Origin of the sequence: Bifidobacterium parmae (assembly GCF_002860365.1) — a bacterium.
GTDB lineage: Bacteria > Actinomycetota > Actinomycetes > Actinomycetales > Bifidobacteriaceae > Bifidobacterium > Bifidobacterium parmae.
The window spans coordinates 36,205-61,110 of record NZ_NMWT01000020.1 but is presented as its reverse complement, the minus strand read 5'-3'; the positions used below and the strand labels follow the sequence as shown (position 1 = coordinate 61,110).

Annotated in this window: 22 protein-coding genes; 20 read left to right on the top strand and 2 right to left on the bottom strand. The window is 65.7% G+C overall.

What is annotated here, in order from left to right; all coding sequences use genetic code 11:
- Positions 1–112 precede the first annotated feature (112 nt).
- The 13 genes from dapB (at position 113) to Uis4E_RS07245 (ending at position 13,728) form a co-directional block, all read left to right on the top strand.
- On the top strand, positions 113–868 hold the full coding sequence (gene dapB, locus Uis4E_RS07305; RefSeq protein WP_101622540.1) for a 4-hydroxy-tetrahydrodipicolinate reductase: 756 nt from the start codon (positions 113–115) through the stop codon (positions 866–868).
- A 45-nt stretch (positions 869–913) separates the two neighbouring features.
- Complete coding sequence (dapA, locus tag Uis4E_RS07300) at positions 914–1,819, top strand: 4-hydroxy-tetrahydrodipicolinate synthase (RefSeq protein ID WP_101622539.1); 906 nt, start codon at positions 914–916, stop codon at positions 1,817–1,819.
- A 220-nt stretch (positions 1,820–2,039) separates the two neighbouring features.
- Positions 2,040–3,905 (top strand): ribonuclease J, encoded by a 1,866-nt coding sequence (locus Uis4E_RS07295; RefSeq protein ID WP_034529304.1) that lies wholly within the window; start codon positions 2,040–2,042, stop codon positions 3,903–3,905.
- A 19-nt stretch (positions 3,906–3,924) separates the two neighbouring features.
- Positions 3,925–6,534: an aminopeptidase N gene (gene pepN, locus Uis4E_RS07290; protein ID WP_101622538.1), complete on the top strand. Its 2,610-nt coding sequence runs from the start codon at positions 3,925–3,927 to the stop codon at positions 6,532–6,534.
- A gap of 387 nt (positions 6,535–6,921) precedes the next feature.
- On the top strand, positions 6,922–7,752 hold the full coding sequence (locus tag Uis4E_RS07285) for a sulfite exporter TauE/SafE family protein (RefSeq protein ID WP_101622537.1): 831 nt from the start codon (positions 6,922–6,924) through the stop codon (positions 7,750–7,752).
- A 174-nt stretch (positions 7,753–7,926) separates the two neighbouring features.
- On the top strand, positions 7,927–8,556 hold the full coding sequence (locus Uis4E_RS07280) for a hypothetical protein (RefSeq protein WP_165784906.1): 630 nt from the start codon (positions 7,927–7,929) through the stop codon (positions 8,554–8,556).
- 102 nt (positions 8,557–8,658) lie between these two features.
- Complete coding sequence (locus Uis4E_RS12235; RefSeq protein WP_101622535.1) at positions 8,659–9,297, top strand: S8 family serine peptidase; 639 nt, start codon at positions 8,659–8,661, stop codon at positions 9,295–9,297.
- Positions 9,251–10,519: a S8/S53 family peptidase gene (locus tag Uis4E_RS11715; RefSeq protein WP_341476278.1), complete on the top strand. Its 1,269-nt coding sequence runs from the start codon at positions 9,251–9,253 to the stop codon at positions 10,517–10,519. The genes Uis4E_RS12235 and Uis4E_RS11715 overlap by 47 nt, the downstream gene beginning before the upstream one ends.
- 114 nt (positions 10,520–10,633) lie before the next feature.
- Positions 10,634–11,326 carry a hypothetical protein gene (locus Uis4E_RS07265; protein WP_101622533.1) on the top strand — a complete coding sequence of 231 codons (693 nt, stop codon included), beginning with the start codon at positions 10,634–10,636 and terminating at the stop codon, positions 11,324–11,326.
- A gap of 470 nt (positions 11,327–11,796) precedes the next feature.
- Entirely contained in the window at positions 11,797–12,126 is a 330-nt protein-coding gene (locus tag Uis4E_RS11925) for a hypothetical protein (protein WP_101622532.1), read from the top strand.
- 138 nt (positions 12,127–12,264) lie between these two features.
- The gene (locus Uis4E_RS07255) at positions 12,265–12,588 is read left to right on the top strand and encodes a hypothetical protein (RefSeq protein ID WP_101622531.1); all 324 of its coding nucleotides are present in this window, start codon (positions 12,265–12,267) and stop codon (positions 12,586–12,588) included.
- Positions 12,588–13,400, top strand: a complete 813-nt coding sequence (locus tag Uis4E_RS07250) for a hypothetical protein (protein WP_101622530.1) — start codon at positions 12,588–12,590, stop codon at positions 13,398–13,400. The genes Uis4E_RS07255 and Uis4E_RS07250 overlap by 1 nt, the downstream gene beginning before the upstream one ends.
- A 31-nt stretch (positions 13,401–13,431) precedes the next feature.
- Positions 13,432–13,728, top strand: coding sequence for a hypothetical protein (locus tag Uis4E_RS07245; protein WP_101622529.1), 297 nt, complete (start codon positions 13,432–13,434; stop codon positions 13,726–13,728).
- A gap of 565 nt (positions 13,729–14,293) precedes the next feature.
- Here the strand turns inward: Uis4E_RS07245 and Uis4E_RS07240 are convergent.
- Together Uis4E_RS07240 and Uis4E_RS07235 are read right to left on the bottom strand one after the other, a co-directional pair.
- Entirely contained in the window at positions 14,294–15,673 is a 1,380-nt protein-coding gene (locus Uis4E_RS07240) for an IS481 family transposase (RefSeq protein ID WP_101622528.1), read from the bottom strand.
- A gap of 142 nt (positions 15,674–15,815) precedes the next feature.
- A complete protein-coding gene (locus Uis4E_RS07235; RefSeq protein ID WP_243394427.1) occupies positions 15,816–16,730 on the bottom strand; it encodes a hypothetical protein in 915 nt (304 codons plus the stop codon).
- Between the two features lie 176 nt (positions 16,731–16,906).
- On the opposite strand from Uis4E_RS07235, the gene Uis4E_RS07230 reads away from it, so the two are divergent.
- The 7 genes from Uis4E_RS07230 (at position 16,907) to Uis4E_RS07200 (ending at position 24,862) form a co-directional block, all read left to right on the top strand.
- Positions 16,907–18,145, top strand: coding sequence for a nucleotide sugar dehydrogenase (locus Uis4E_RS07230; protein ID WP_165784907.1), 1,239 nt, complete (start codon positions 16,907–16,909; stop codon positions 18,143–18,145).
- A gap of 583 nt (positions 18,146–18,728) precedes the next feature.
- Positions 18,729–20,495 carry a hypothetical protein gene (locus Uis4E_RS07220; RefSeq protein WP_133125423.1) on the top strand — a complete coding sequence of 589 codons (1,767 nt, stop codon included), beginning with the start codon at positions 18,729–18,731 and terminating at the stop codon, positions 20,493–20,495.
- Positions 20,399–20,749: a hypothetical protein gene (locus Uis4E_RS07215; RefSeq protein ID WP_101622524.1), complete on the top strand. Its 351-nt coding sequence runs from the start codon at positions 20,399–20,401 to the stop codon at positions 20,747–20,749. Before Uis4E_RS07220 ends, Uis4E_RS07215 begins: the two co-directional genes overlap by 97 nt.
- A 110-nt stretch (positions 20,750–20,859) precedes the next feature.
- On the top strand, positions 20,860–21,024 hold the full coding sequence (locus Uis4E_RS11920; protein WP_165784905.1) for a hypothetical protein: 165 nt from the start codon (positions 20,860–20,862) through the stop codon (positions 21,022–21,024).
- Positions 21,025–21,056: 32 nt separating this feature from the next.
- Complete coding sequence (locus tag Uis4E_RS07210; protein ID WP_101622523.1) at positions 21,057–21,602, top strand: hypothetical protein; 546 nt, start codon at positions 21,057–21,059, stop codon at positions 21,600–21,602.
- Between the two features lie 208 nt (positions 21,603–21,810).
- Complete coding sequence (locus Uis4E_RS07205; protein ID WP_101622522.1) at positions 21,811–22,809, top strand: hypothetical protein; 999 nt, start codon at positions 21,811–21,813, stop codon at positions 22,807–22,809.
- Positions 22,810–23,038: 229 nt separating this feature from the next.
- Positions 23,039–24,862, top strand: a complete 1,824-nt coding sequence (locus tag Uis4E_RS07200) for an autotransporter outer membrane beta-barrel domain-containing protein (protein WP_133125422.1) — start codon at positions 23,039–23,041, stop codon at positions 24,860–24,862.
- Positions 24,863–24,906 lie beyond the last annotated feature (44 nt).

The following is a 24,906-nucleotide window of genomic DNA, read 5'->3' as shown; positions in this document are numbered from 1 at the left end:
GCCTGTGGCATGGTTGTCTGACAGGTGGGCGAAACGACGGCCGCCGCGGCGCCGGTGATAGTCTCGTGACGGATAGGCCCCGCAAGGCACACAGAAGGACAAGGAGCACAACATGATCAGGGTTTCGGTGGTCGGCGCCAAGGGACGCATGGGATCGCACGTCGTCGACGCGGTGAACGGCGCGGCCGACACGCAGCTCGCGCTCGCGCTCGACGCGGGCGACGACCTCACCGCCATCACGCCGGACAACACGGACGTCGTCGTCGAGTTCACCGTGCCCGCCGTGAGCCTCGGCAACGTGCTCGCGATCGTCGCGCAGGGCGTCGACGTGGTCGTCGGCACGACCGGCTGGACCGAGGAGAAGCTCGCGAAGGTGCGCGAGGCGATCGCCGCCGGACCGCGCCCGGACACGCAGAAGGTGTTCATCGCGCCGAACTTCGCGATCTCCGCTGTGCTCGCCGACCACTTCTCCACGCAGGCCGCCAAGTACTTCGAATCGGTGGAGGTCATCGAGCTGCACCACCCGGACAAGGTGGACGCCCCCTCCGGCACCGCCATCCACACCGCGGCCGGCATCGCCGCCGCGCGCAAGGCCGCCGGCCTCGGCCCCGTGCCGGACAACACCCAGACCGACGGCGGCTCGCGCGGCCAGGTCGTCGACGGCGTCCACGTGCACGCCGTGCGCCTCAGGGGCCTCAACGCGCACGAGGAGGTGCTCTTCGGCAACGCCGGCGAGCAGCTCGTCATCCGCGCCGACAGCTTCGACCGCGGCTCGTTCATGCCCGGCGTGCTGCTCGCCGTGCGCAAGCTCGCCGGCGACGCCCCCGCGGGACTCACCGTCGGCCTCGACAAGTTCCTCGACCTGTGATCGGACGTTACACACGCGTCCACAATGCGAAGTACGGTGAACACTATGACTGAGAGCGCTATGCATCTGCTGAATCCTGCCCCGTTCGGGCGTATCCTGCCCGCGATGGTCACTCCGATGAAGTCCAACGGCGACGTCGATTACGAGGCGGCGCAGAAGCTCGCCAAGCAGCTCGTCGCCGACGGCGCCGACGGCCTCGTCGTCAACGGCACCACCGGCGAATCGCCCGTCACCCACATGGACGAGAAGGTCGAACTCGTCCGTGCGGTCAAGGAGGTCGTCGACGTGCCGGTCATCTCCGGAGCCGGCTCCAACGACACCGCGCACACCGTGCGCATGGTCGAACAGACCCAGGAGGCGGGCGCCGACGCGGTGCTCGTCGTCATGCCCTACTACTCCCGTCCGTCCCAGGACGGCGTCTTCGGCCACTACAAGGCCGTCGACGAAAGCACCGACAAGCCGATCATCGTCTACGACGTGCCCGGCCGCACCGGACTCAAGGTGGCGGTCGAGACCTATGACCGTCTCGCCGAGCTCGAGCACGTCGTGGCCGTCAAGGACGCCACCGGCGACCTCGCCGCCGCCGTCGAGAAGCAGCAACGCACCGGACTCGCCTGGTATTCGGGCGACGACGGCCTGTTCCTGCCGTTCCTCTCCATCGGCGCCGTCGGCATCATCTCCGTCATCGCGCATGCGGCCGCGAACCCCATGCGCCAGCTCGTCGAGGCCTTCGACCGCGGCGACATCCACGAGGCCCAGCGTCTCGCCAACCAGCTCGCACCGCTCGTCCACGCGCTCAACGGCGACGGCTACCAGGCCGTCATGGCCAAGGCCGCGCTGAAGGTCCGCGGCGTGCTCGACTCCACGTTCATGCGTCTGCCGAACGTCGGCCCGGACGCCACCCAGCTCGAAAAGGCCGAGATGGGCATGCGGGCCGCCGGCCTGCTGTAACGGGCGACGAGGCCCCGGTGCCCCCGTCCGCACGCGTCGCGACGACGCGGGCGCGGGGGAGCCGGGGCCGTTCGCGTTCACACGCGACGCATACGCGCATACGCATACGCGGAAACGTGGATTCCCGCGCGCATGGGCCGGCCCCCGGAACGGGCGGCCGACACATCTGTCGCCTTCGTGAGAGCACGAAGGCAAGAATCACAGGAAACACAAGAAAGCAATGGCACAAGACAAAGAAAAGAACACCAGGAACTCCTCCAAGAACTCGGGCGCATCGCGCCGCCGCGGCTCCTCGACCCGCGGCAAGGGCACCGGCCGCGGCCGCGGCGGAGCCTCCCGCGCCCGCCACCAGAACGTCGGCACGCAGGCCACCGCGCCCCAGCAGGACGCCGTGCTCATCGCCCCGCCGAAGTACCGCAAGGGCTCGATGCGCATCACGCCGCTCGGCGGCCTCGGCGAGATCGGCCGCAACATGAACGTCATCGAATACAACGGCCACCTGCTGCTCATCGACTGCGGCGTGCTCTTCCCCGAGGAGGAGCAGCCGGGCGTCGACCTCATCCTTCCCGACTTCCACTACATCAAGGACCGTCTCGACAAGGTCGAGGCGCTCGTGCTCACCCACGGCCACGAGGACCACATCGGCGGCGTGCCCTACCTGCTCAAGCTGCGCGAGGACATCCCGCTGATCGGCTCCAAGCTCACCCTCGCCTTCGTCGACGCGAAGTGCAAGGAACACCACATCAACCCCACCAAGGTGGAGGTCGAGGGCCGCGACAAGCTCAAGGTCGGCCCGTTCGACCTCGAGTTCATCACCGTGACCCACTCCATCCCGGACGCGCTCGCCGTGCACGTGAAGACCCCGGCCGGCTCGCTGATCGACACCGGCGACATCAAGCTCGACCAGCTGCCGCTCGACCACAAGATCACCGACCTCGTCGAGTTCGGCAAGATCGGCGAGAAGGGCGTCGACCTGCTCATGATGGACTCCACGAACGCCGAGGTGCCGGGCTTCGTCAAGCCGGAGACCTCCATCGGCCCGGCGCTCGACCAGGCGTTCGCGCAGGCCACGCGCAAGATCATCGTCGCGAGCTTCTCCTCGCACGTGCACCGCGTGCAGCAGGTCGTCGACACCGCCCATAAGTACGGCCGCAAGGTCGTGTTCGTCGGCCGTTCGATGGTGCGCAACATGTCCATCGCCGCCGACCTCGGCTACCTGCACATCCCCGAAGGCACCGTCGTGGACCTCAAGCAGGCCAACGACATCCAGGACGACAAGCTCGTCTACATGTGCACCGGCTCCCAGGGCGAGCCGATGGCCGCACTCGGCCGCATCGCCGACGGCAACCACCGCGACATCCACATCAACGAGTTCGACACGGTGATCCTCGCCAGCTCGCTCATCCCGGGCAACGAGCACGGCGTGTACAAGGTCATCAACAAGCTCGTCCAGCTCGGCGCGAAGGTCGTCAACCGTGACAACGCGGCCGTGCACGTGTCCGGCCACTGCAACGAGGGCGAGCTGCTGTACATGTACAACATCGTCAAGCCGAAGTGCGCGATGCCGATCCACGGCGAGAACCGCCACCTCGTCGCCAACGGCCTGATCGCCGTGAAGACCGGCGTCGACCCGCAGAACGTCGTGCTCGCCGAGGACGGCGACGTCGTCGACCTGTACCACGGCAAGGCCGCGGTCGTCGGCTCCGTGCCGTGCGGCTATGTGTACGTCGACGGCGATTCGGTCGGCGAGCTCACCGACGAGGAGCTGGAGAAGCGCCGCATCCTCGGCACCGAGGGCTTCGTCTCCGCGTTCGTCGTGGTCGACTCCGAGGCCCGCGAGGTCGTCTCCGGTCCGAAGATCTACCTGAACGCCGTGGCCGAGGACGAGAGCGAGTTCGACAAGGTGCGCCACCAGATCGTCGAACAGCTCAACGACGCGCTCATGGCCGGCACCACCGACACGTACAAGCTGCAGCAGATCATGCGCCGCACGCTCGGCGGCTGGATCGCCCGCCAGCTGCGCCGCAAGCCGATGATCGTGCCCGTCGTGGCCGACATCGCCACCGACGTCACCGAACAGCACTGAAAGGAACAGTAGGAACACCATGCCCGGATCGAACCTGACCCGCATCGAGGCCGAGGAGCGCAAGGCCATCGTCGAGGCGCCCATCCACTACCATGTGGACCTCGACCTGACCGTCGGCGCCAAGACCTTCGGCTCCCACACCCTGATCTGCTTCAACGCGAAGCCCGGCTCGTCCACCTTCCTCGACCTCATCGCCGACGAGGTGAGCGCGATCACGCTCAACGGCCGCGCGCTCGACCCGGCCGAGGCGTTCGCCGACGACCGCATCGAGCTCACCGGCCTCGAAACCAAGAACGAGGTCGTCGTCGAGGCCAAGTGCCGCTACTCCAACACCGGCGAGGGCCTGCACCGCTCCGTCGACCCGTCCGACGGCAACGTGTACCTGTACTCCCAGTTCGAGGTGCCGGACGCCCGCCGCGTCTACGCCGTGTTCGACCAGCCCGACCTCAAGGCCACCTTCGACTTCAAGGTGCTCGCCCCGAAGAGCTGGATCGTCACGTCCAACATGCCGGTCAGGTCCGTCGAGGACTTCGCCCGCGAGACCGCCGACGGCACGCTCGAGGCGAAGCCGAACGAGACGACGAAGCTGTGGAGCTTCGAGCCGACCCCGGTGATGAGCTCCTACCTGACCGCCATCTGCGCCGGCCCGTACGCCGAATGGCACACCGAATACGCGAACGAGGACGGCCGCATCGTGCCGATGGCCCAGTACTGCCGCCAGTCGCTCGCCGACGCGTTCGCCAAGGACGTCGACTACCTGTTCGACATCACCAAGAAGGGCTTCGCCTTCTACGCGAAGACTTGGGGCGTGCCCTACCCGTACGCCAAGTACGACCAGATCTACGTGCCGGAATACAACGCGGGCGCGATGGAGAACATCGGCATGGTCACCATCCGCGACTCCTACGTGTTCGAATCCAAGGTGACCGACGCGCTCGCCGAGCGCCGCGTCGTCACCGTGCTGCACGAGCTCGCCCACATGTGGTTCGGCGACTACGTGACGATGAAGTGGTGGAACGACCTGTGGCTCAACGAGTCCTTCGCCGAGTTCACCTCCACGCTCGCCACCGCCGAGGCCACCGAATGGCATGACGCGTGGGCCACGTTCTGCTCCGGCGAGAAGAGCTGGGCGCTGCGCCAGGACCAGCTGCCCACCACGCATCCGATCGTCGCGCCGATCAACGACCTCAACGACACGTACGTGAACTTCGACGGCATCACCTACGCGAAGGGCGCCTCCGTGCTGAAGCAGCTCGTGTTCTACGTGGGCCGCACGAAGTTCTTCCAGGGCATCCACAACTACCTCGACAAGCACGCGTACTCGAACGCGACGCTCGCCGACCTGCTGGGCGAACTGGAGAAGACCTCCGGCCGCGACCTGAAGGCGTGGAGCGCGAAGTGGCTGGAGGAATCCGGCATCAACACGATCCTCCCCGCCATCGAGGAAGGCAAGGACGGTACGATCGCGCAGCTCACGCTCACGCAGACCGCGCCCGCCGAGCACCCCGTGCTCCGCCCGCACCGCCTCGCCGTCGGCTTCTACGATCTCGACAAGACGAGCGGCAAGGTCGTGCGCACCGACCGCGTCGAACTCGACGTGGACGGCGAGACCACGCTCGTCGAGGCGGCCGCCGGCAAGCGCCGCCCCGCGCTGCTGCTCGTCAACGACGAGGACCTCACCTACACGAAGATCCGCTTCGACGCCGCCTCGCTCGCCTTCGCCGAAGAGCACCTGCAGGACGTGGACGACGCGCTCGCCCGCGCCGTCATCTGGCTCGCCTTCTGGGACATGACCCGCGACGGCGAATTCCCGGCCGAGCGTTTCGTCGATATGACGCTGCGTCTGCTCGCCCACGAGACCGAATCCACCACGTTCCGCTACGCGCTCGCCTGCATGAGCACCACCGCGCACCACTACGTGGCCGCCTCGCGCCGCGACGAAGTGCTGAAGCACGTGGCCGCCGAACTGTTCGAGCTCGTGCGCGCCGCCGAACCCGGCTCCGACGCGCAGTTCCAGCTCGCCACCGCCTACCTCGGCTACGGCGAGGAGGGCGACGCTGCGTTCGCCGCGAACGCGCGCGGCCTGCTCTCCGGTTCCGTGACGTTCGACGGCCTTGAGATCGACAACAACTTCACGTGGACGATCGTCAACGCGCTCGCCAGCGTGAACGAGTACTCCGACGACGACATCGACGCGCAGCTGAAGAAGAAGGAGACCACCGAGAACCGCGAGTTCGCCTACGGCGCGCACGCGGTCAAGGGCACCGCCGAGGCGAAGGCCTGGGCGTGGGACCAGGCGCTCCACAACGCGGACCTCACCAACAGCCAGCTGGAGGCCGTGGCCCGCGGGTTCGCCGCCACGCCGCGCCCCGACCTGGCCGAGCCGTACGCCGCGAAGTACTTCGACACGATCGACTGGATCTGGGCCAACAAGACCTACCACATGGCCGACGCCCTGCTCAACGGCCTCTACCCGGGCTACGCCGACCCGGCCACGCTGGTCTCGCTCGGCGATGCATGGCTCGCCGCCCACGCCGACGCCGCAGACGCCCTGAAGCGTCTCGTCGTCGAGAACGTCGCCTCCTCGCGCCGCACGCTCGCCGTGCGCAAGTACAACGAGAGCCTGTGATGCCGGTCGGGTGGTGAACGACCCGGCGTGGTGCCCCGGTGCATGGTCCGTGATGGCCATGCACCGGGGCACCACGCGTTTTGCGGTCGGTTGCGGGTATGTCGGGCGTCCCGTTGTCCGGAAAACAGCCGCATGCTCCCGAATCCGGGACGCTGAGTAGACACAAACGTCCCGGATTCGGGATGAGTGCCCTGGTTTCCCGACAACGGGACGGTGAGCGCGCGTCAGCGTCCCGGTTTCGGGAGCAATGGCCTCATTTCCCGACAACGGGACGGTGCGCGCGTCCATATGGCAAGAGAAACGGGGCGGTGCGCGCGTAGGGGCGTATCCTCCCTACAAGGTCATGGGCCTTCGCCCATGGATCTTTGCATGAGAGGAGCCGAAGGGATGGTCGCGGGTTTTTCCGTCATCACGCTGCTGCTGATCCTGCTCGCCGGAGTGGGCGCGGGATTCGTCGGATACGCGGTGGGCGCGTCGTCGCTCGTGTCGTATCCGGCGCTGCTAGCCTGCGGCATCCCGCCGGTGCTCGCGAACGCGTCGAACACGGTGGGCGTGGTCGGCACCGGCATCGGCGGCGTGATGGGCGCGCGCCGCGAACTCAAGGGGCAGGCGCTGCGCGTCGCCGTGTACGTGTCCATCGGCGCGGTCGGCGGCGTGGCCGGCGCGTACCTGCTGCTCGAACTCGACCCGAAGGTGTTCGAATTCGCCGCGCCCGCGCTGATCCTGTTCTCCTCGCTCATCATCGCCGTCAACCCGCGCGGGCGCATGCAGGCCAAGCAGGCCGCCGCCGACGCGCACGCGCAGCTCACGCGCATGCAGGGCGGCGACTCCCTCGAACGGCCCGTGCAGCCGCTCAAACAGGATTCCTGGTGGGTGTGGATCGGCGTCGTCGCGGTCGCCGTCTACTCCGGGTACTTCGGCGCCGGCGCGGGCACGCTCGCGCTCGCCGTGCTCGACGCGGCGAAGATCGGCCCGTTCCACAAGATCAACGCGTTGAAGACGCTGATCGGCACGGGCGCGAACATCACCGCGTCCATCGTGTTCATCGTGCGCGGCGCGGTCGACTGGCCGGCCGCGATCATGCTGTGCGTCGGATGCTTCATCGGCGGCTACATCGCCCCGCCCATCACCCGCCGCATCCCCGCGAACGTGATGCGCGCCGCCGCCGTAATCGCCGGCATCGTCCTCACCATCGACCTCGCATTGAAGACGTACTGAGCCGCCGGGCCGCGAAGCCCGCGAGGCCCGCGAGGCCCGCGAGGCCCGCCGGAACGCGGTTGTAGACTGGACGGTACCGGAGGCTCGATCGGGGAGCGGCCGGAACCGGAAAGCGAGGCGACGATGCGAAGACCCAGGGGACGCTTGCTGGACAATCCGCTGTTGCAGGGGAACATGGCGGCGCGCGTAGTGTCGAACCGGACGGAACGGTGGCTGGCTGGGCCGGGCGCCGCGGACCGGCTGGCGTCCGCGTATGCGGCAGGGTGGATGCTGCTCGACTATACGCATGGCCGGCTGGTCGGATGGCAGTCCGGGCCGAACGACGTGTACGGCGTGACCCGGCATTGGCGGCATGTGGTGTTCACCATGCCGAGCGCGGAGTCGGAGAACGCCATGGTCGCCACGGCCGTGGGGCAGCTCGCCGCGGACCATCTGCTGCCGTTCGGCGCGGACATCGCCGCCGGCATGGCCTTGGGCGACGCGGAGGCGCGGCGGAACGCGGGCCGTCGCATCGTGTTGCAGCCGCCGGACGGGCCGGACATGCGCCCGTTGACCATGCGCGGGAACGAGCTGTTGCGGTGGGCGGACGCGACGGTCGGGATGATGGCGTTCGTGGACGTGCCGCTGCTGATGGCGAACGCGGCGGCCGCGCGCGTCTCGCTCGCGGAGTACACGTTCCGCGAATCCCGCGGACTGATCTGCGAGAGCATACCGGGTGCGGGCATGAGCCCGTACCCGCCCGCATGTCCTCCCGGATGGACGCCTCCCGTGCGCGGGGCGGCGCAAGGCGTGGGCGTGTGGTGAACGGCGGAATCGTCGGGGTAGGATGGGAGGCATAGTGGATCACGACGACGTGACGGTCGACGGGCATCCGTCGCATGACCGTGGAGAAGGGAGAACCGGCATATGGCGACGACGTTGGAACGGGGATTACGGCGATTGGTCCGGGCCGCCACATGCGCTGTGGCGTTCGCCGCGTGTCTGGGCATGGTGGCGCCGTCGGCGTACGCCGAGGAGCCTGGACGTTGGCCTGTGGAGAACGACGTGGTGCGGAACGCGTGGAAGCAGGGCATCGACGGTTCCGGCGTCAAGGTCGCCGTGCTCGACGACCAACCGATCGGGGACTATCCGGGGTTGGCGGATGCCGATATCACGTATCAGGTGGGCAGCTTCCGGGAATGGGATTCCGAGAAGAGGGTAAAGACCCAGTGCATCATCAACGGGAAGCCGATGACTGCCTCTCTCCGGAGAGGCGAGGATAGCTGGCAGTATACGCATGGCACGGATATGCTGACTTGGATTGCCGGCAACGGCAAGGATTATGACGGCAAAACGGGGGTGCTGGGAGCAGCTCCGAAAGCGAAACTGTTGAGTATAGCCAATGGCCGTGCGGTCAAAGGGGTAGCCCAGCTGATGGGGTGCGGAACCGACAAGACGGACTGGGCGGCATCGGAACCTGGCGTCGATGAGGCGACGGCCGTGAAATGGGGGGGCGCGCATCATCAATCGCTCGCAGAACAGGGATCTGACATCCGATGCCTATGAGGGATTCGTCACGGCACTGCGGCATGGTGTAATCACCGTCAGCGGACGTCCCAACACCACCAAACAGGGCTTGAAGGATTTGGTCGGCGATCCAAGGCAGATGCAGTATTTTCCCGGAATCGTCACCGTGAACAGCGCGGACCAGAATGGGCGGATTTCCTCCGGGTCTGACACGGTCGACGGCAATATCGCGGTGCTTTCCTATGGGCAGGGGGTGTTGGCTCCCGCGGAACAGCTCATGGCGGGCACATTGGTGCCTTCCGATGGCGGTACTTCGACCGCCGCGGCCGTGTTGTCGTCATATCTGGCATTGGCGATGCAGAAGTGGCCGGACGCGACGGGCAACCAGATTCTCCAGTCGCTGGTTCGTAACACGAAGGAAGGCAAAGGCAAGCCGACCATCGATCCGGAGAGGAAACGCGGTTTCGGAGAAGTGGATCTGAACGCGTTGCTGACGGTCGATCCGACCCAATACAAGGATGTGAACCCGATTCTGGAATATCAGATGAAGGCCGCGGCCCAGTATCCGGAATACAAGGATTGGTATACGCAGGATTGTTCGAAGAATCCTGATGGCATCCAACCGAACGGCGATCTGACCGATTTTGCGATTCCCTGTGAGGCGGGTCTTATCGGCAAGGAGTATGAGCGTCAGCAGGCCGCATGGAAGAAGGTCGAGCAGTGTCGTGCGGATGGCGGTTCGGATTGCATGAAGTATTCGGCCACGAACACCGCCGACGCAAAGGGCTTGGGGGCAGCGTCCGGCGAACGGTCGGATGTGAAGCCGGCGGCCGGATTACCCGTGTGGGCGTGGGGTGTGATCGCGGGCGTCGGTGTGGCCGTGGTGTCGGCCGGCATCGTGCTTGCGGTCGTGCTGGCGAAGCGTCGTCGCCGCTCGCAGCGTCCGCCGCGGAACGTCGTGCCGGCCCCCGCGAATGGCTATCCGCCGGCTGGACGGTATTCGGTCCAGTCTTCGCCGGCTCAGGCGTATCCACCGGCACCGGCGGTTCCTCCGGTTCCCGCTGCTCCGGCACCCGTCTCGTATGCGAGGCCGCCTATGCCGCAGCAGCCTGTGCAGGGGTATCCGCCGGTTCCTGCGCCCGCTCAGGCGCCGCAGCCCCAGGCGCATCCACGGTATCCCGACGGCCAAACCGTTCCGGGGGCGTCGGAGGCTCCGCGACGATCCGGGACGCAGTCCTCGCATGGCCGTCATTCACGGTGAACCGGGGTCGGTGTGTTCGATAGCATCCGTGCGATAAGCGTCTTGAATAACCCGGCGACGAATCCGCATCATTGGGCCAACAGAGGATGGGTGGATTCGTATGGCGGCGCATGCTTGGACAGGTTCGATCTGCCGCAGGCATTGTTTTGGACGGCCGTATCCGGCAGGGAGACGCCGGCGGTCGGGGATCTTGGCGGCACCATGCTTCGTCCGAAGGTGCCTGGTGCCGGTGATTATTGGCCTGTGGGATTCTGCGAACGCGACGGCTGGCTGGTGATGAGGGTCGACAGCGAAGACGAGGTGGTGACGAACCGCTTCATTCGTTATTATCGTCCGGTACGTCCCATGCCTCGATATCATGGCCGCACCCGACACGCGTTGTTCGCCGTGTTGCGTGCTCCGTTTCCGTTGACTGTGGATTCGTCGTTGACGTTGCATTCCACGTGTTCGTTGGGCCATGTGGATGATCCGCCGTTCATGCCGCCGTATACGGGCAGGCCGTCGGCTCGCATGGTCGAGCTGATGAACGGCATGACGATGAAACCGGGATGGATCGTATGGGACGGGTACTTGCACGTGTGGGTGAACTACCTGTACTGGCGACAATCAATGGGCAGGCGACCTGCTCATACGCTTTTCGGTGTGTCCGTTCCCGTGGAATTGGCCTTGTTCCGTGCGTATCGTGCCTACTACGAGCAGTTGCGGTGTGAGCTGCCGTATCCATATGCGGAGCCCGTTTTGTGGCCGGATCAGTGCGATCCGCGGTTCCCGTTGCCGTCCGATCCGCGCTACGGCGCGTACGCGTAGGGGAATCCACGCGTCGGGTGGGTACAGACGTGCTCGGGAATAGGAATTGGCAGCGGGCGTCCGCTCGATGATTGGAAGTGGTTGCGATGGGCTATCTGGCGTATATGCGGGCGAATCGTCCGGGCTGGAGCAGGTTGCATTGGAGGAACCGCGGCTGGGATGCGAGCATCGATCATTTCGGTGCCAAACACGAGGCATTCGACCTGCCGATTCCATTGCTGTTCACGTGCGCGTCGGGGCGGAATCATCCGATGTTCCCGGACGATGGCAGCACGTTGATGAATCCCATCGGAGAATTCGAAAAGGCATCGCGCCCGACGACCTACGCATGGCGTGACCATTGGATTGTGGCGTCCGCGTCCAGTTATGCGTTCAATAATCACGGGGCAAGCACCGTGTCTTGCTGGTATTGTGCTCCGGTGCGGCCATTCCCCAGACAGATCGGCGACAAGGGGGACGGCAGCAGACGTATGGACATCAGCATTCTGCGTGCCCCGTTCCCCATCACCGAAGACACCGGCCTCACGTCGTTCTCCACATGCTCGCTTGGCCATACCGACGACCCGCCGTTCATGCCGCCCTACAACGGCGATCCGTCGCAGGCGATGGTGCGGTTGATGAACTCGTTCCGCATGAAGCCGGGTTGGATCGTATGGGATGGGTATCTGCACGTGTGGGTGAACTCCCTGTACTGGAAACAACTGCCGGATGCGAACGATGATTTTCGTTACGCCATCGGCGGCGTGCCCGCGACGTTGGAGCTTGAACTGTTCAAGGCGTATCGCGTGTATTACGAGTAGTTGCGGTGTGAGCTGCCGTATCCGTATGCGGGGCCCGTCTCGTGGCCGGATCAGTGCGATCCGCGGTTCCCGTTGCCGTCCGATTCGCGCTACGACGCGTACGTGTAGGAGGTGCCGGTGTCACGTCATATGGAATGTGTGGATCGTCTGGCGGAACGTTTGACGCGAATCCATGCGGATTGGCTGTTGTATGCGGTGTGGTTGGCGGCGCTGATCACCCCTTATCGGATTCCGGCGGGCCGACTCGCCCCTTCTTACGCCCTGCTGGCCGTGTTGCTGTTGTTTCTTCTGCCATCAATGACCCTCGTATGTCAGGCGTGTCTGAAGGAACGTCACCGACAGGGGCCTGACCTGTTTCTGTTGAACTACTGGTATCGGAACGGGCGTATCGCATGGTGGATTCTGACCGTCATCACCCTGCTTGTGCTGGTGGCCGAACTGGCGGGAGGACGGTGGTGGTGATGCGTGCGCTTGGCATCTGGCGGTCGAACAGTCCGGCGTTGAATCCGCGTCACTGGGTGCATCGCGGCTGGTTCGGATCGGGGCGTACGGGCGGCGCCGCGCGTCCCTCGTTCGATCTGCCGCGCTGCCTGTTCTTCACGGCCGCTTCGGGGCGCGATACGCCTGTCGTCCTTGATGATGGCATGTCGTTGGGCGACCCCGCGGACCGTCGTTGGCGGGCGCGTCTGACTTGGCGTGACGGCTGGGTGGCGGCCGCCTGCGACTCCGTCGACCGTCTGCCTGGCGGGTTGGATGCATCAAGCGACGGGACGGTGTCCCCGTATTATCGGCCAATCCGGCCGATGCCGCCCGTCCGGAACCGTGAGGCGGATGAAGCGTGGTTCGCCGTGTTGCGTGCTCCGTTTCCGTTGACTGTGGATTCGTCGTTGACGTTGCATGCGACGTGTTCGTTGGGTCATGTGGATGATCCGCCGTTCATGCCGCCGTATACGGGCAGGCTGTCGGCTCGCATGGTCGAGCTGATGAACGGCATGGCGATGAAGCCGGGATGGATCGTATGGGACGGGTACTTGCACGTGTGGGTGAACCGGATGTACTGGTGCCGGTTGCCCGGCGTCGACCCGGATCTGGAATATCTGGCGTCCGGTCTGTCGGCATCGATGGAATTGGCCTTGTTTCGTGCGTATCGCGTGTATTACGAGCAGTTGCGCCATGAATTGCCCTACCCGTATGCGGGGCCTGTCTTGTGGCCGGATCAGTGCGATCCGCGGTTCCCGTTGCCGTCCGATCCCCGTTACGGCGCGTATGTGTAGGGGGCTGCCGGTGTCACGTCTTATGGAATGTGTGGATCGTCTGGCGGAACGTTTGACGCGAATCCATGTGGATTGGCTGTTATATGCGGTGTGGTTCGTGGTCTGGTGCGTGCCCGGTTCGATGGCGGATGCGTCGCTTGATCTGCCGCAGCGGATGGTACTTGGCCTGGTTGTGCCGTTCCTCCCTGTACTGACGTTGGTGTGTTGGCGGTGCATGCGCGTGAGGAACCTGCGGCGTTCGTATTGGCGGTATCCGGGTGGGGTGGTTGCCCTGTGGTTCCTGACGGTGACCGGGGTGCTCGTCGCGGTGACGGAGCTGATCGCGTGAATAATGAGATGTTCCGAATCCGCACGAGGAACCCGGAAGAGTCGGAGCGGTGCGTACGCCTCCATTCGACGATTCTGGATGGCATCGTGCTCCTTGAGGGTGCTCCATGTGACGGTGCTCCATGTGATGGTGCTCCATGTGACGGTGCTCCATGTGACGGTGCTCCACACAGGGGCGCGGGAGAGCTCGTGTGGAGCGGGCCTGCTCCACACGCGCGTGGTACACCGGTGGCGGTGTGGTGTGTGGAGCGTTATCGCTCCACACGTGCGTGATTCCGCATGGTTCGCGTGGTGTGTGGAGCGGGCCTGCTCCACACTTGCGCGGATTGCGTCCGCGGAGTGATTGTGTGGCGCGATAATGCTCCACGCTTCGTCGTATGAGCGGGTCTGGTTGCGTGGTGGCGCGCCTGTGCTCCACATGACGTTCCCGGTGTGCGTGTGTGGCACGCCCGTGCCCCACACGACGGTGCGGAACGTGCATGTGCGCGCCCGTGCCCCTGTATTGTCTTGGGGCATGGTTGACGTATGTCTCGGGGCATGGTTGACGGTATCTCCTGAGGCATGGTTTACATATGTCCTGGGGCATCGTTGACACCGGGCATGGGGCTTCGTCGCTGGTAGTCGCGGGTGGCGTCGAGTATCTGTTCGGCGAGGATCTCGCCGGTGTCCGTGTCGGTGACGGTGATGACGCCGTGGGTGATTCCCAGTTCCACGATCCTGCCGGCGTTCTCCCTGCCGATGTTGACGGTGCGCCGGCGGCCCGCGACGTTCTCCTGCGTGACGCAGCCGCGCCGGTCGGTCTTGTGTCTTCTGGCGGGGACGGTGACGTCGACGCGCACGGGTTCCGTCCGTCCGGAGACGGGGGCCGGCCCGCGGCGCCGTGGCTTCTTCCTCCCGGCGTCGTTCCGTTCGCCCGCTTGTCGTTCCTCCTCGTCTCGTCTGGCCTGTTCGCGGGCGGCGAGTTCGGGGTCGGGGCCGGCCTTGCCCAATGCCTCGTACGCCTCCTTGGGCGTGCGCCGTTTCAGGGCTCGGTGGGGGCGTTCCTCGTTGTATTCGTGTCTGAACTCGTCGAGCTGCCGGTTGAGTCCGTCGAGGTCCGCGGCCAGCGGGCGCACGGCGAGCCATTGCTTGAGGGTGCGGTGCCAGCGTTCGATCTTGCCCTGCGTCTGGGGATGGTACGGTCTGCCGTTCTTCCGGCGCACGCCCATCAGGGCGAGCAGGCGTTCGAACGGGCCGGGGTCGGCCGAGCGGAGCCGGGTCGTGTACACGCTGCCGTTGTCGGCGGGCGTGGACGCGGGGATCCCGTATACGGAGCACGCCTTGCGGAACGAGTCCTCGATCGTCCTCATGGTGACCGTCGCGTACGCGTGCGAGTACAGGAGGAAGCGGGAGTGGTCGTCGAGCCAGGAGACGACGAGCGCGTCCGTGCCGTCGCCGAGCGGCCAGTGGGTGAAGTCCGACTGCCATGTCTCGTTCGGCAGCGCGGCCTCGAACCGCGTGTACGAGGATCTCGGCCGTTTCCTCGGCTCCGGGCGGACCAGTCCCGCGTCTTTGAGGATCCGGTGGATGGTCGAATTCGCCGGAGGATCGACGCCCTCGCGCTCCAATCTGGCGGCGATGGACTCCGGGCCCGCGTCCAGCCCCCTGGACTCCAGGTCGCGGCGGATCGCGACGATCCGCTCCGCGAGCCGCTTGTCGGTCCTGTTCGCGATCCGGTGGGCACGCCGGGAACGAGGCAGCAGCCCCGGCTCGCCCTCCTTCTCATATCTGCGTTTCAGCTCGTGCGCCCACTGGCGCGTGACCCCGTGGCGGCGCGCTGCCTCCGCCACCGGAACCCCGTTGCCGATCGCGTTGACGATGGCCTTGTTGCGCAGGAACTCGCTGCGAACGTCCCCGTTGTCCTCGATGGATGATGATACCGACCGTTGCTGTGACTGTGTATCCATACATGGTCAACAACCAACGACCTGTAAACCATGCCCCAGGACACGGCGTCAACCATGCCCCAGGACATGCGTCAACTATCCGCTGAGACTAAACAGCGCGCCCGTGCCCCGCATGTGCGGGACGTGTCGTGTGTGAGCCCGCTCACGTCTCTTCCAATGGTCGGGGCATGAGCGAGAACGGTACACTCGCCCCGCGTTTCGCCAGTTCGCGTCCCACCTGGAACGCGAACGACGCGCGTGCCTCGTCGTTCGCGAGATTGCCCGCCGTCGCTTCGAGGATGATCCATGATCGGCTCCGCAGCAGATTGCGTTTCTCCTGGTCGCGACGCCACTGCTGCTTGTCGGTGCGGTGATGGTCGCCGTCGTATTCCACGGCGACCTGATGCTCCGGCCATGCCAGGTCCAGGGTCATGCTCGCGCCCGAAGCGAACTTCACGTCCGGCACGACGTAATTGGTTGTCGGCATCGGCACGCCATGCGCCATCAACGCCAGTCGTTGCTTGGATTCCATGGGGGAATCCACGTTCGGCATGATCAGCGGGAGGGCGCGCAGTGCGTTGGTCCGTCCTTTGAACCGTGCGAGTTTCGGGATGTGCGCGCAGAATCCCGCGAGAATCGTCGCCGCGTCCCGTTTGCGTGCGAGCGTGGGCGTGCGGTGCATGGCACAGACCACGGCGTCGCCGAGTATGACCAATGCCTCCAACGACAGGTACGGTGCGAGTTGCGCCCACGCGTGATACGGATGCAGCGCGTGCACCTGTTCGTCGAAGCGTATGATGCCGGATGCGTGCCGCCAAACATGCGCCTGTACGTGGGCGGCGCGTGTGCGGGTGCGTCCGTTGCCGGTGGTCGCGACGGTGTGGAGTTTCGTGATGTCGAGCGTGCACTGGTCCGGCAACGGTATGGCGTGCAGCGACAATGCCGTGGTCATGCCGAACAGGAGCGGTTTGCCGCATCGCTCCGTTTCCGCACGGCAGCGGCGCAGGGTGTCCTGCCGGCGTCGCGCGAGCGTCTCGCGCATCCCCGGAGCGTTCGTATCGTCGATGATGGTGTCCATGAATCCACGCTAGGGGGCTTCGCCGCCGCTTCGCAACCCGTACCGGCGGATGTGGTCGGAGCCCTCGGGAATCTTCACCATTGGGCAGGACCGCGGTATAGTGGGAGTCGGTTGGTAGGGGCGCGTACGGGCGCGTCCATGATGGGAAGCAGGCGGGGATGAGGGATTTCGAATCGTTGAGGATCGCGGTCGCGGGCACCGGTTATGTGGGGTTGAGTCTGGCGACGCTGCTGTCGCAGCACCATCGGGTGACGGCGGTGGACATCGTGCCGGCGAAGGTCGACATGATCAACGCCCGCAGGTCCCCGATCCGGGACGACTACATCGAGAAGTATTTCGCGGAGAGGAGGCTGGACCTCACCGCCACGCTCGACGGGGAGGCAGCGTACCGTGACGCCGATTTCGTGGTCATCGCGACGCCGACGAACTACGACAGCGAGAGGAACTTCTTCGATACCTCCGCGGTGGAGGCCGTCATCGATCTGGTGATGAGGGTGAACCCGGATGCGGTCATGGTCATCAAGTCCACGATTCCCGTCGGCTACACGAAGTCCATCCGCGAGAAGACCGGTTCGAGGAACATCATCTTCAGCCCTGAATTCCTGCGCGAATCCAAGGCTTTGTACGACAACCTGTATCCGAGCCGCATCGTGGTCGGTACTGATTCTGAGGACCAGCATCTCGTCGAGGCGGCCGAGACGTTCGCGAAGCTGCTGCAGCAGGGCGCCGTCGAGGAGGACATCCCCACGCTGCTCATGGGCTTCACCGAGGCGGAGGCCGTGAAGCTGTTCGCCAACACGTATCTGGCGCTGCGCGTCTCCTACTTCAACGAGCTGGACACGTACGCCGAGTCGAAGGGACTGGACACGCGCGAGATCATCGACGGCGTGTGCCTCGACCCGCGCATCGGCACGCACTACAACAATCCGAGCTTCGGCTACGGCGGCTACTGTCTGCCGAAGGACACGAGGCAGCTGCTCGCCAACTACCGGGATGTGCCGGAGAATCTCATCCGCGCGATCGTGGAGTCGAACGTCACGCGCAAGGACTTCATCGCCGACAGCGTGCTCAGGAAGGCCGGCTGGTACGGCTACAGCGGCAACAACGAGTACGATTCCACAGGCGAGAAGCCGGTGACGGTCGTCGTGTACCGGCTGACGATGAAGACGAACTCCGATAATTTCCGCCAATCCGCCATCCAAGGCGTGATGAAGCGCGTCAAGGCGAAGGGCGCGACCGTGATCGTCTACGAGCCGACGCTCGCGGACGGTTCCACGTTCTTCGGCTCCGAGGTCGTCAACGATCTGGACGAGTTCAAGCGGCGCAGCGACGCGATCCTCGCGAACCGCTACGACGGCGTGCTCGACGACGTGAGGGACAAGGTCTACACGCGCGACCTGTTCCGCAGGGACTGAGCGGGCGTGTCTTGGGGGATGGACGCCGTCGGGTTACAGGATGGTGAATTCTTCCGTAACGCCTTACAGTGGCGGAATTCCGGCGGATGTGAGGGCAAACGATTTCCTGCCGGGGCGCGTACGTACCGATGTGAGCGCACCCATTGGGCATTGAATATGGTCGTTGTCTCATTTCCGGGGTAGGGGTCGTATTACGTTCATGCTTCGAGAGGATGCCACTACGTATGTCGAACCGGTTGCGGCTTGGAGGTTGTTCGCAGACGATGGCATACGCGGCGTCCGGCTGTATGTTGTTCGACGCGGCGGCAAGAGAACCGCGTCAGGAAGAGAGACACCATGAAGAACCTACGAACGAGAGGCGGTATCGCCGCCGCCGTCGTGGCCACCGCGGCGATGGTCCTGTCGACCTTCGCCATCGCCCCCGCCTACGCGGCCGGCGTGTGCGACGTCGCCGACGAGACCAGCTTCAAGAACGCGATCGATAATTCCAGCTGCACGACCCTGAACGTCGCCCCCCTCCGAGAAGCTTGGGGATACCGGTATGGGCATCATCAAGTTCAACACTTCAACGGGGGTTCTTGGTGTGTTCGCAGATAAGGAAGTTTTTGGCACCCCTACTTCTATCACGATTCCGACGGATCGTCCCATCACCATCACCAGCTCCTCCACCGCTATCCTGCGTAATGTCCAGTTCACCGTGCCTCAGGGCGCCAATCTGACCTTTGGCGGCAGCGTGGTGGTCGACGACATCAACCTGACCGGTGACAGCCTCCTTAGGATCCTCGTGCTTCCGACAAAAGTCTCCGGCATCGACTATGCCGTCAAGGTCAATGGCGGCGTTCTGAACACAATCGGCAACGCGCATATCGCTGCAGGCTCCGCCAACGTCACCAGGCCGAACCGCGGCATCGTCATCACTGGCAACGGCTCCATCGTGAACCTCGGCAGCTCGGGCACGTACGATCATCTTACCGTGTACAAGATTCTGAGCACCTCGATTCCTGTTCTGGATAAGCTGCTCGATAGTATCGGCTTCACCACGACCTCCGCCTACCCGACCGTGTGGGGCCGCGACGCCGCCGTGTACTCTGAGCCCGGCGTCTCCTCGACCATCAACATCACGGACGGCACCTACTCCAACCAGAAGGACAAGTCCGTCAACAAGGGCGAGCTCAACGGCGCCATCTCCACGTCCGGCACGGTGAACATCGCCGGAACCGGCAACGTGAAGATCAGCAACACGAAGATCGGCAACGGCGTCGACAGCAGCCATAACGGCGTCAACACCGGCGGCACCCTGAACATCAACAACCCGAACGCCGTCCTCGACCCGAAGGTCGAAGGCGACACCGACGTGGAGCGCGCCGAGACCGACAGCTGGGCGCTCGAACTCCGCGGCACCTCCACGGTGAACCTCGTCGCCGGCAACATCCAGGACACGCTGCACACGGACGGCCACAAGGTCATCGAATCCGAGTCGACCGCCAAGGTGAACATCCTCAACACCCAGTACACGGATGAGAGCAACGGCACCCAGTACAGGGCGAAGATCGAGAACCGCGGCTACTACATCGAGCCGACCACGCTGAAGAGCGACGGCACCTACACCGCTTGGGTGAACGCAGACGCCTCCGCCAGCGATCCGACCGGCGCCGACAACTACAAGATGCAGACCAGCAACGTCGCCGCGAACAGCGATCCGCTCGCCCAGCTGCAGGCGCTGGCCTCCGCCTCCGCGACGGACGCCGATGGCTCCTCCTACACGACCGGCCGTCTGAACGCCGCGTTCGCGAACGTCAACAACCAGGCCGTGTACGGCACCAAGGTCATCTCCGACGGTTCCACGAACGCCACCCCGTTCCAGACGGTGAACGGCGCCAAGGACGCCACCAAGAAGGGCGGCACCGTCACCCTGTACGGCGCGCCGTGGACCGGCACCTACAAGCCGGGCGACACCGCCCCGGAGCAGGCCGGCAAGCTGTTCGCCGGCTGGTACACCAGCCAGTCCGCGTTCTCCACCGAGGACAACACGCAGGCCACCTCCCTGAACCGCGACGCCACCGGCACCAACCCGAAGCATCACACGTGGCAGACGGGCGACACCCTGTGGAACAACACGCTCGTGCTCGACCACACGAACTACGACGCCGCGAACGGCCTGTACGCCCACTTCGTGGACGCGAACACCATCAACCTGAGCGCCCAGACCGCCACCGCGGACGACGGCACCCGCAGCGTGCGCTTCCTCTCCGCGTGGACAGCTACAACTTCAAGTCCGCGTCCTTCAAGGTCGCGCTCGCCAACGGCAAGACCGGCACGATCACGTCGTCCACCGCCTACGACTACGTGACCTCGGGCACCGCCAAGACCGCGTTCGCCGCGAACCCGTACTACAAGGCGAACAGCAGCGAGTTCGGCGTGAAGACCGCGCAGGGCGACGCGCGCTACCTCACCACCGGCGTGCTGTCCGGCCTGCCGGCGGACAGCGACGTCACCCTCACCGTGACCCCGCAGTGGACCACGCTTGACGGCGTCACCGTGTCCGGTTCCGCCTACACGGTCGTCGTGACCGCGAACGGCGACGTGACCATCACCAAGGCCTGACGAAGGCCCTCCACGCGGTGTCCGGCCGACGTGCCGGGCACCGCGCCCCATGACGTAACGACATACGCATCCGTCGGCCGCAACACCGGCGGGAAGGAAAGAAGCACATCATGAAGCAGTATGAACAGCCCCTGATGACCGTCATCACGCTGAACGGCACCGACATCGTCCGCACCTCCGAAAGCAACATGAACGGCGGCGGCAACGCCAACAACAACAACGGTGAGGGCAACTTCAACTTCGGCGACCTCTCCGGCAACGCCCTCAACTACTGATCCGCGCCTCCCGGAACACGACAAGGACACCGATGAGCAGCCCCCAGCACGGCGATAACCACGGCGGCGCGAACCGCGTCGCCGCCCTGTTCGCCAGCATGACCACCGTGCAGAAGCGCGTCGCCGCCATCATCGCGGCGGCCGTCGCGCTCGCGGTCATCGTCGCGTGCGCCGCGTTCGCGCTCACGCGCGGCGGCGGCACGGACGGCACGACCGGCACCGGCACGTCGCTCACGCACGAGAGCGGTTCCGACGGCACCTCCGGCACCGGCAAGTCCGACGGCGAAGGCACGCTCGACTATTCCGAACTGGAGAACGGTACGGGTGATTCCGGATCCGCCGGCGACACGACCACCAACCTGGGCGGCTCGTCGAACGGCGGCTCCAAGAGCACCGGCTCCTCGGGGTCGTCGAACAACTCGGGCGGCTCGACCAACGGGGGCAACTCCTCCAACGGCTCGAACAACGGAGGCTCCAGCAACGGAGGCTCCTCGGACAAGGGCAACACCTCCACCGACGACGCCACCCACCCGGATTCCGACTCCCAGAACTACGGCAAGATCTACGAGGCGAACTGAGGGGATTCCCAGGGCATCCTTCAGGAACACCCCTCAGTCGGCTTCGCCGACAGCTCCCCTCAAGGGGAGCGAAGAAAAAAGGATTGCTCCCCTCAAGGGGAGCAGAGAAAAGATGGCCCGTTTCCCTCAAGGGGAGCGGAGACATATGACCCGTGCACTCCATGCGAGTGCGCGGGTTTTCTCATATCGACGCGCGTAGACTGGGGGCGTGACCGATTTCCGTATCCGCGTGGGCGGGCTCACCGTCGCCGTCCGCTCCCTCAACGACCAAGTCGTCCGCCAATGCGCCGACTACCGCATCGAATCCCACGGATTCGCACGCGACGCGCACGACTCCGACCTCGCCATCGCCGTCACGCAGGAATCCATCGACCACGAACGCGAGATCGGCGAACCCGGCGACTGGAGCGACGCCTACCTCGAAACGCTCGCCGTCCACCGCGCCATCGCCGAAGCCGCGCCCACACGCGACCGGCTCGTCTTCCACGGCGCCACCATCGGCTTCGACGGCCGCGCCTACATCTTCACCGCGCCCAGCGGCACCGGCAAGACCACGCACATCTCCTTATGGCGCCGCGCGTTCGGCGACCGCGTCTCCATCATCAACGGCGACAAGCCGATCCTCCGCTTCGAACGTGAACGCGAACGCGACGACCCGGCTGCGCCCGCCGCCGCGCGTCATCGCGTCATCGCGTACGGCACGCCGTGGTGCGGCAAGGAGGGGTGGCAGCGCAACACGAGCGCGCCGCTCGGCGGCATCTGCGTCGTCGCGCGCGCCGAGGCGGCGACCGCGCAGGCGCGTGCCGCCGCCGACGCCGCGACGCGCGTGAACGCCGTCGCCGCCGCCAACGCGGCGCACGTGACGGCGTTCACGACGGACGGTTCCGCGGAAGACACCGCCCATACCGGCCATGATGCGGATGCCGCCGCGCATGCCGCCTCACCCGCCGCCGCGCCCGCCGCCGCGCCCGTCACCTTCCCCGACGAGCATGGCACGCCGAACACGTGCGTGCGGCTCGACGCGGCCGAAGCGTTGCCGCTCATCCTGCGACAGACCTACATGCCCGCCGACCCGGTCGCCGCCGCGTCGACGCTCGGACTGCTCGACCTGCTCCTCTCCCGCGTGCCCGTCTACCGGCTCACCTGCACGGTGAGCGAGGCGGCCGTGCGCGCCAGCGCCGCCGCACTCGCCGGCGTACGCGCCTGAACGACGACGATCGCGGACCCTCGTAACCGTTCACGCCACACCGGCATGGCGTGTTCCGACACCCTTCACGTGTACGCTCGGCGGGGACAACGGTTTCGCGCGTGACGCCATACGCGCGCGGAATCCCGGCGGACGATCGCGTGCCCGCCCGGGAGAACCGACGAAGCAGTGCCCGGCCGGACAGTAGTGACGCAACCCCGGTCCCGCCGGAGGAAGTGAAGGAAAACACATGGCACGAGAGAACTGGAAGAGGATGGTCGGCGCGGTCGCCGGCCTCGCGATGGCCGCCGCGGTCGGACTCGCCGCGCCGGCATCCGCGTATGCGATCGGCGGCGGCGACACCGCGTTCGACTGCCAGACCGATCAGGAGGATTGGGAGACCGGCGAGATGCTGCCCAAGTGCATCGCCGCCGTCGGAAACACGCCCTACTACACGATGGCCGAAGCGGTCGCCGCCGCGAAGAACGGCGGCACGATCAGGCTGCTGTCGCCGCTCGACGAAGCCGTCACCGAAAGCGTGGTCATCCCCGCCGACGCGGACATCACGCTCGATCTGGCCGGCAAGACGATCGTCAACACGGCCGGCAAACACACCATCGTCAACCGAGGCAAGCTCGTCATCACCGACAGCTCCGCCAAGCACACCGGCACCGTCGACAACGTGAGCAACGGCAAGGCCGCGATTGTCAACTACGCGGGCGCGAGCATCACGCTCGACGGCGGCAACTACACGCGTTCCGCCGAAGCCAGCAAACTGACGGACCCGTCCACGGGCACGGCCAGCGCCAACGGCAACAGCTACTATGTGCTCAAGAACTTCGGCACGATGACCATCCAAGGCTCCTCGGTCGTGAGATTCTCGGCCAAGAACGCAGGATACGGCTCCAGCCTCATCGCCAACGGCTGGTACAACAGCTCGGACACGGACGGCGACGCGGCCACCAACAAATACGGCATCGCCGAGGCCACGCTCACCATCGCCGGCGGCACGATGACCGGCGGCAGGATCGTCGTCAAGAACGACGACTACGGCGTGCTCGACATGACCGGCGGCACCATCATCCAGCCGACCTCGCAGTTCTACGCGCTGCTCACCTACCATAAGGCGACCGTCACCGGCGGCTCGATCACCGCGCCCCTCTACCCGCTCGGCGCAAGCGGCGTCAGGAACGCGGCCGGCGACGCGGGCCAGACCACGGTCGGCGGCACCGCGGCCATCACCAGCACGAACGGCTACGCGATGCGCGCCATGGACAACGGCACCCTCACCGTGACCGGCGGCACGTTCACCTCCGGCAACGGCAAGGGCGTTACCGAGAGACTGGCCAGCTCGCTCGGCACGCCGACCGTCGCCATCTCCGGAGGCACGTTCAACGTCGCTCCCGCAAGCGGCGAACTCGCGGAAGGATTCGAACCCACCCGCAACGAGGACGGCACGTTCGGCGTGACGGCCGCCTCCAACCGCTTCGACATCGCGCCGTACCGCGCGGCGAGCGGCTACACCGCGCCCGACGCGCCCGAAGGCCAGGTGTTCGCCGGCTGGTATGCGGACGCCGCGCTCACCACGCCGGTCGCCGCCGACGTGACCTCCGGATACGCGTACGCGCGGTTCCTGCCCGTCTCCGACGTGATCGAATTCCGCGGCGGCTCGCTGCGCCTCGACTACGGTTCCGACGATTACGCGAAGACGTCGCTGCGCTTCGGCTACCGCATGCCGAAGGCGCTCGGCCTCACGTCGTCCGCCGTGAAGTGGACGTACGAGATCGCCGGCAAGACGTACGGCGCGGACGCGAAGAACCCGTACGACGACGGCACATACATCGTCAACAACCTCGTGTTCACCGGGGTGCCGCTCGCCTCCTACGCGACCGACATCACCGTGACCGCCTCCTGGACGTTCACCACCGCGGACGGCACGACCGTCACCGCGACCGAAACCGCGGGCGACACGCGCAGCGTGCGGCAGGTCGCGAAGGCCGTGGTGGCCGACGCCTCCGCGGGCGAGACCGTGAAGGCGTACGCGCAGGGGCTGCTCGACGCGATGGGCGCGTGAGGCCGGCCGACGCCGGAGACATCGAAGACATGGAAGATGCCGGC

What these genes read in the sequence shown, in the direction of transcription:
- dapB (WP_101622540.1), top strand. Translation starts at nt 113, where the DNA reads ATGATCAGGGTTTCGGTGGTCGGCGCCAAGGGACGCATGGGATCGCAC.
- Uis4E_RS07210 (WP_101622523.1), top strand. Translation starts at nt 21,057, where the DNA reads ATGAGCAGCCCCCAGCACGGCGATAACCACGGCGGCGCGAACCGCGTC.
- Uis4E_RS07280 (WP_165784906.1), top strand. Translation starts at nt 7,927, where the DNA reads ATGGCGGCGCGCGTAGTGTCGAACCGGACGGAACGGTGGCTGGCTGGG.
- Uis4E_RS07250 (WP_101622530.1), top strand. Translation starts at nt 12,588, where the DNA reads ATGCGTGCGCTTGGCATCTGGCGGTCGAACAGTCCGGCGTTGAATCCG.
- Uis4E_RS11920 (WP_165784905.1), top strand. Translation starts at nt 20,860, where the DNA reads ATGAAGCAGTATGAACAGCCCCTGATGACCGTCATCACGCTGAACGGC.
- Uis4E_RS11925 (WP_101622532.1), top strand. Translation starts at nt 11,797, where the DNA reads ATGGACATCAGCATTCTGCGTGCCCCGTTCCCCATCACCGAAGACACC.
- Uis4E_RS07200 (WP_133125422.1), top strand. Translation starts at nt 23,039, where the DNA reads ATGGCACGAGAGAACTGGAAGAGGATGGTCGGCGCGGTCGCCGGCCTC.
- pepN (WP_101622538.1), top strand. Translation starts at nt 3,925, where the DNA reads ATGCCCGGATCGAACCTGACCCGCATCGAGGCCGAGGAGCGCAAGGCC.
- Uis4E_RS07235 (WP_243394427.1), bottom strand. Translation starts at nt 16,730, where the DNA reads ATGGACACCATCATCGACGATACGAACGCTCCGGGGATGCGCGAGACG.
- Uis4E_RS07240 (WP_101622528.1), bottom strand. Translation starts at nt 15,673, where the DNA reads ATGGATACACAGTCACAGCAACGGTCGGTATCATCATCCATCGAGGAC.
- Uis4E_RS12235 (WP_101622535.1), top strand. Translation starts at nt 8,659, where the DNA reads ATGGCGACGACGTTGGAACGGGGATTACGGCGATTGGTCCGGGCCGCC.
- Uis4E_RS07285 (WP_101622537.1), top strand. Translation starts at nt 6,922, where the DNA reads ATGGTCGCGGGTTTTTCCGTCATCACGCTGCTGCTGATCCTGCTCGCC.
- Uis4E_RS07295 (WP_034529304.1), top strand. Translation starts at nt 2,040, where the DNA reads ATGGCACAAGACAAAGAAAAGAACACCAGGAACTCCTCCAAGAACTCG.
- dapA (WP_101622539.1), top strand. Translation starts at nt 914, where the DNA reads ATGACTGAGAGCGCTATGCATCTGCTGAATCCTGCCCCGTTCGGGCGT.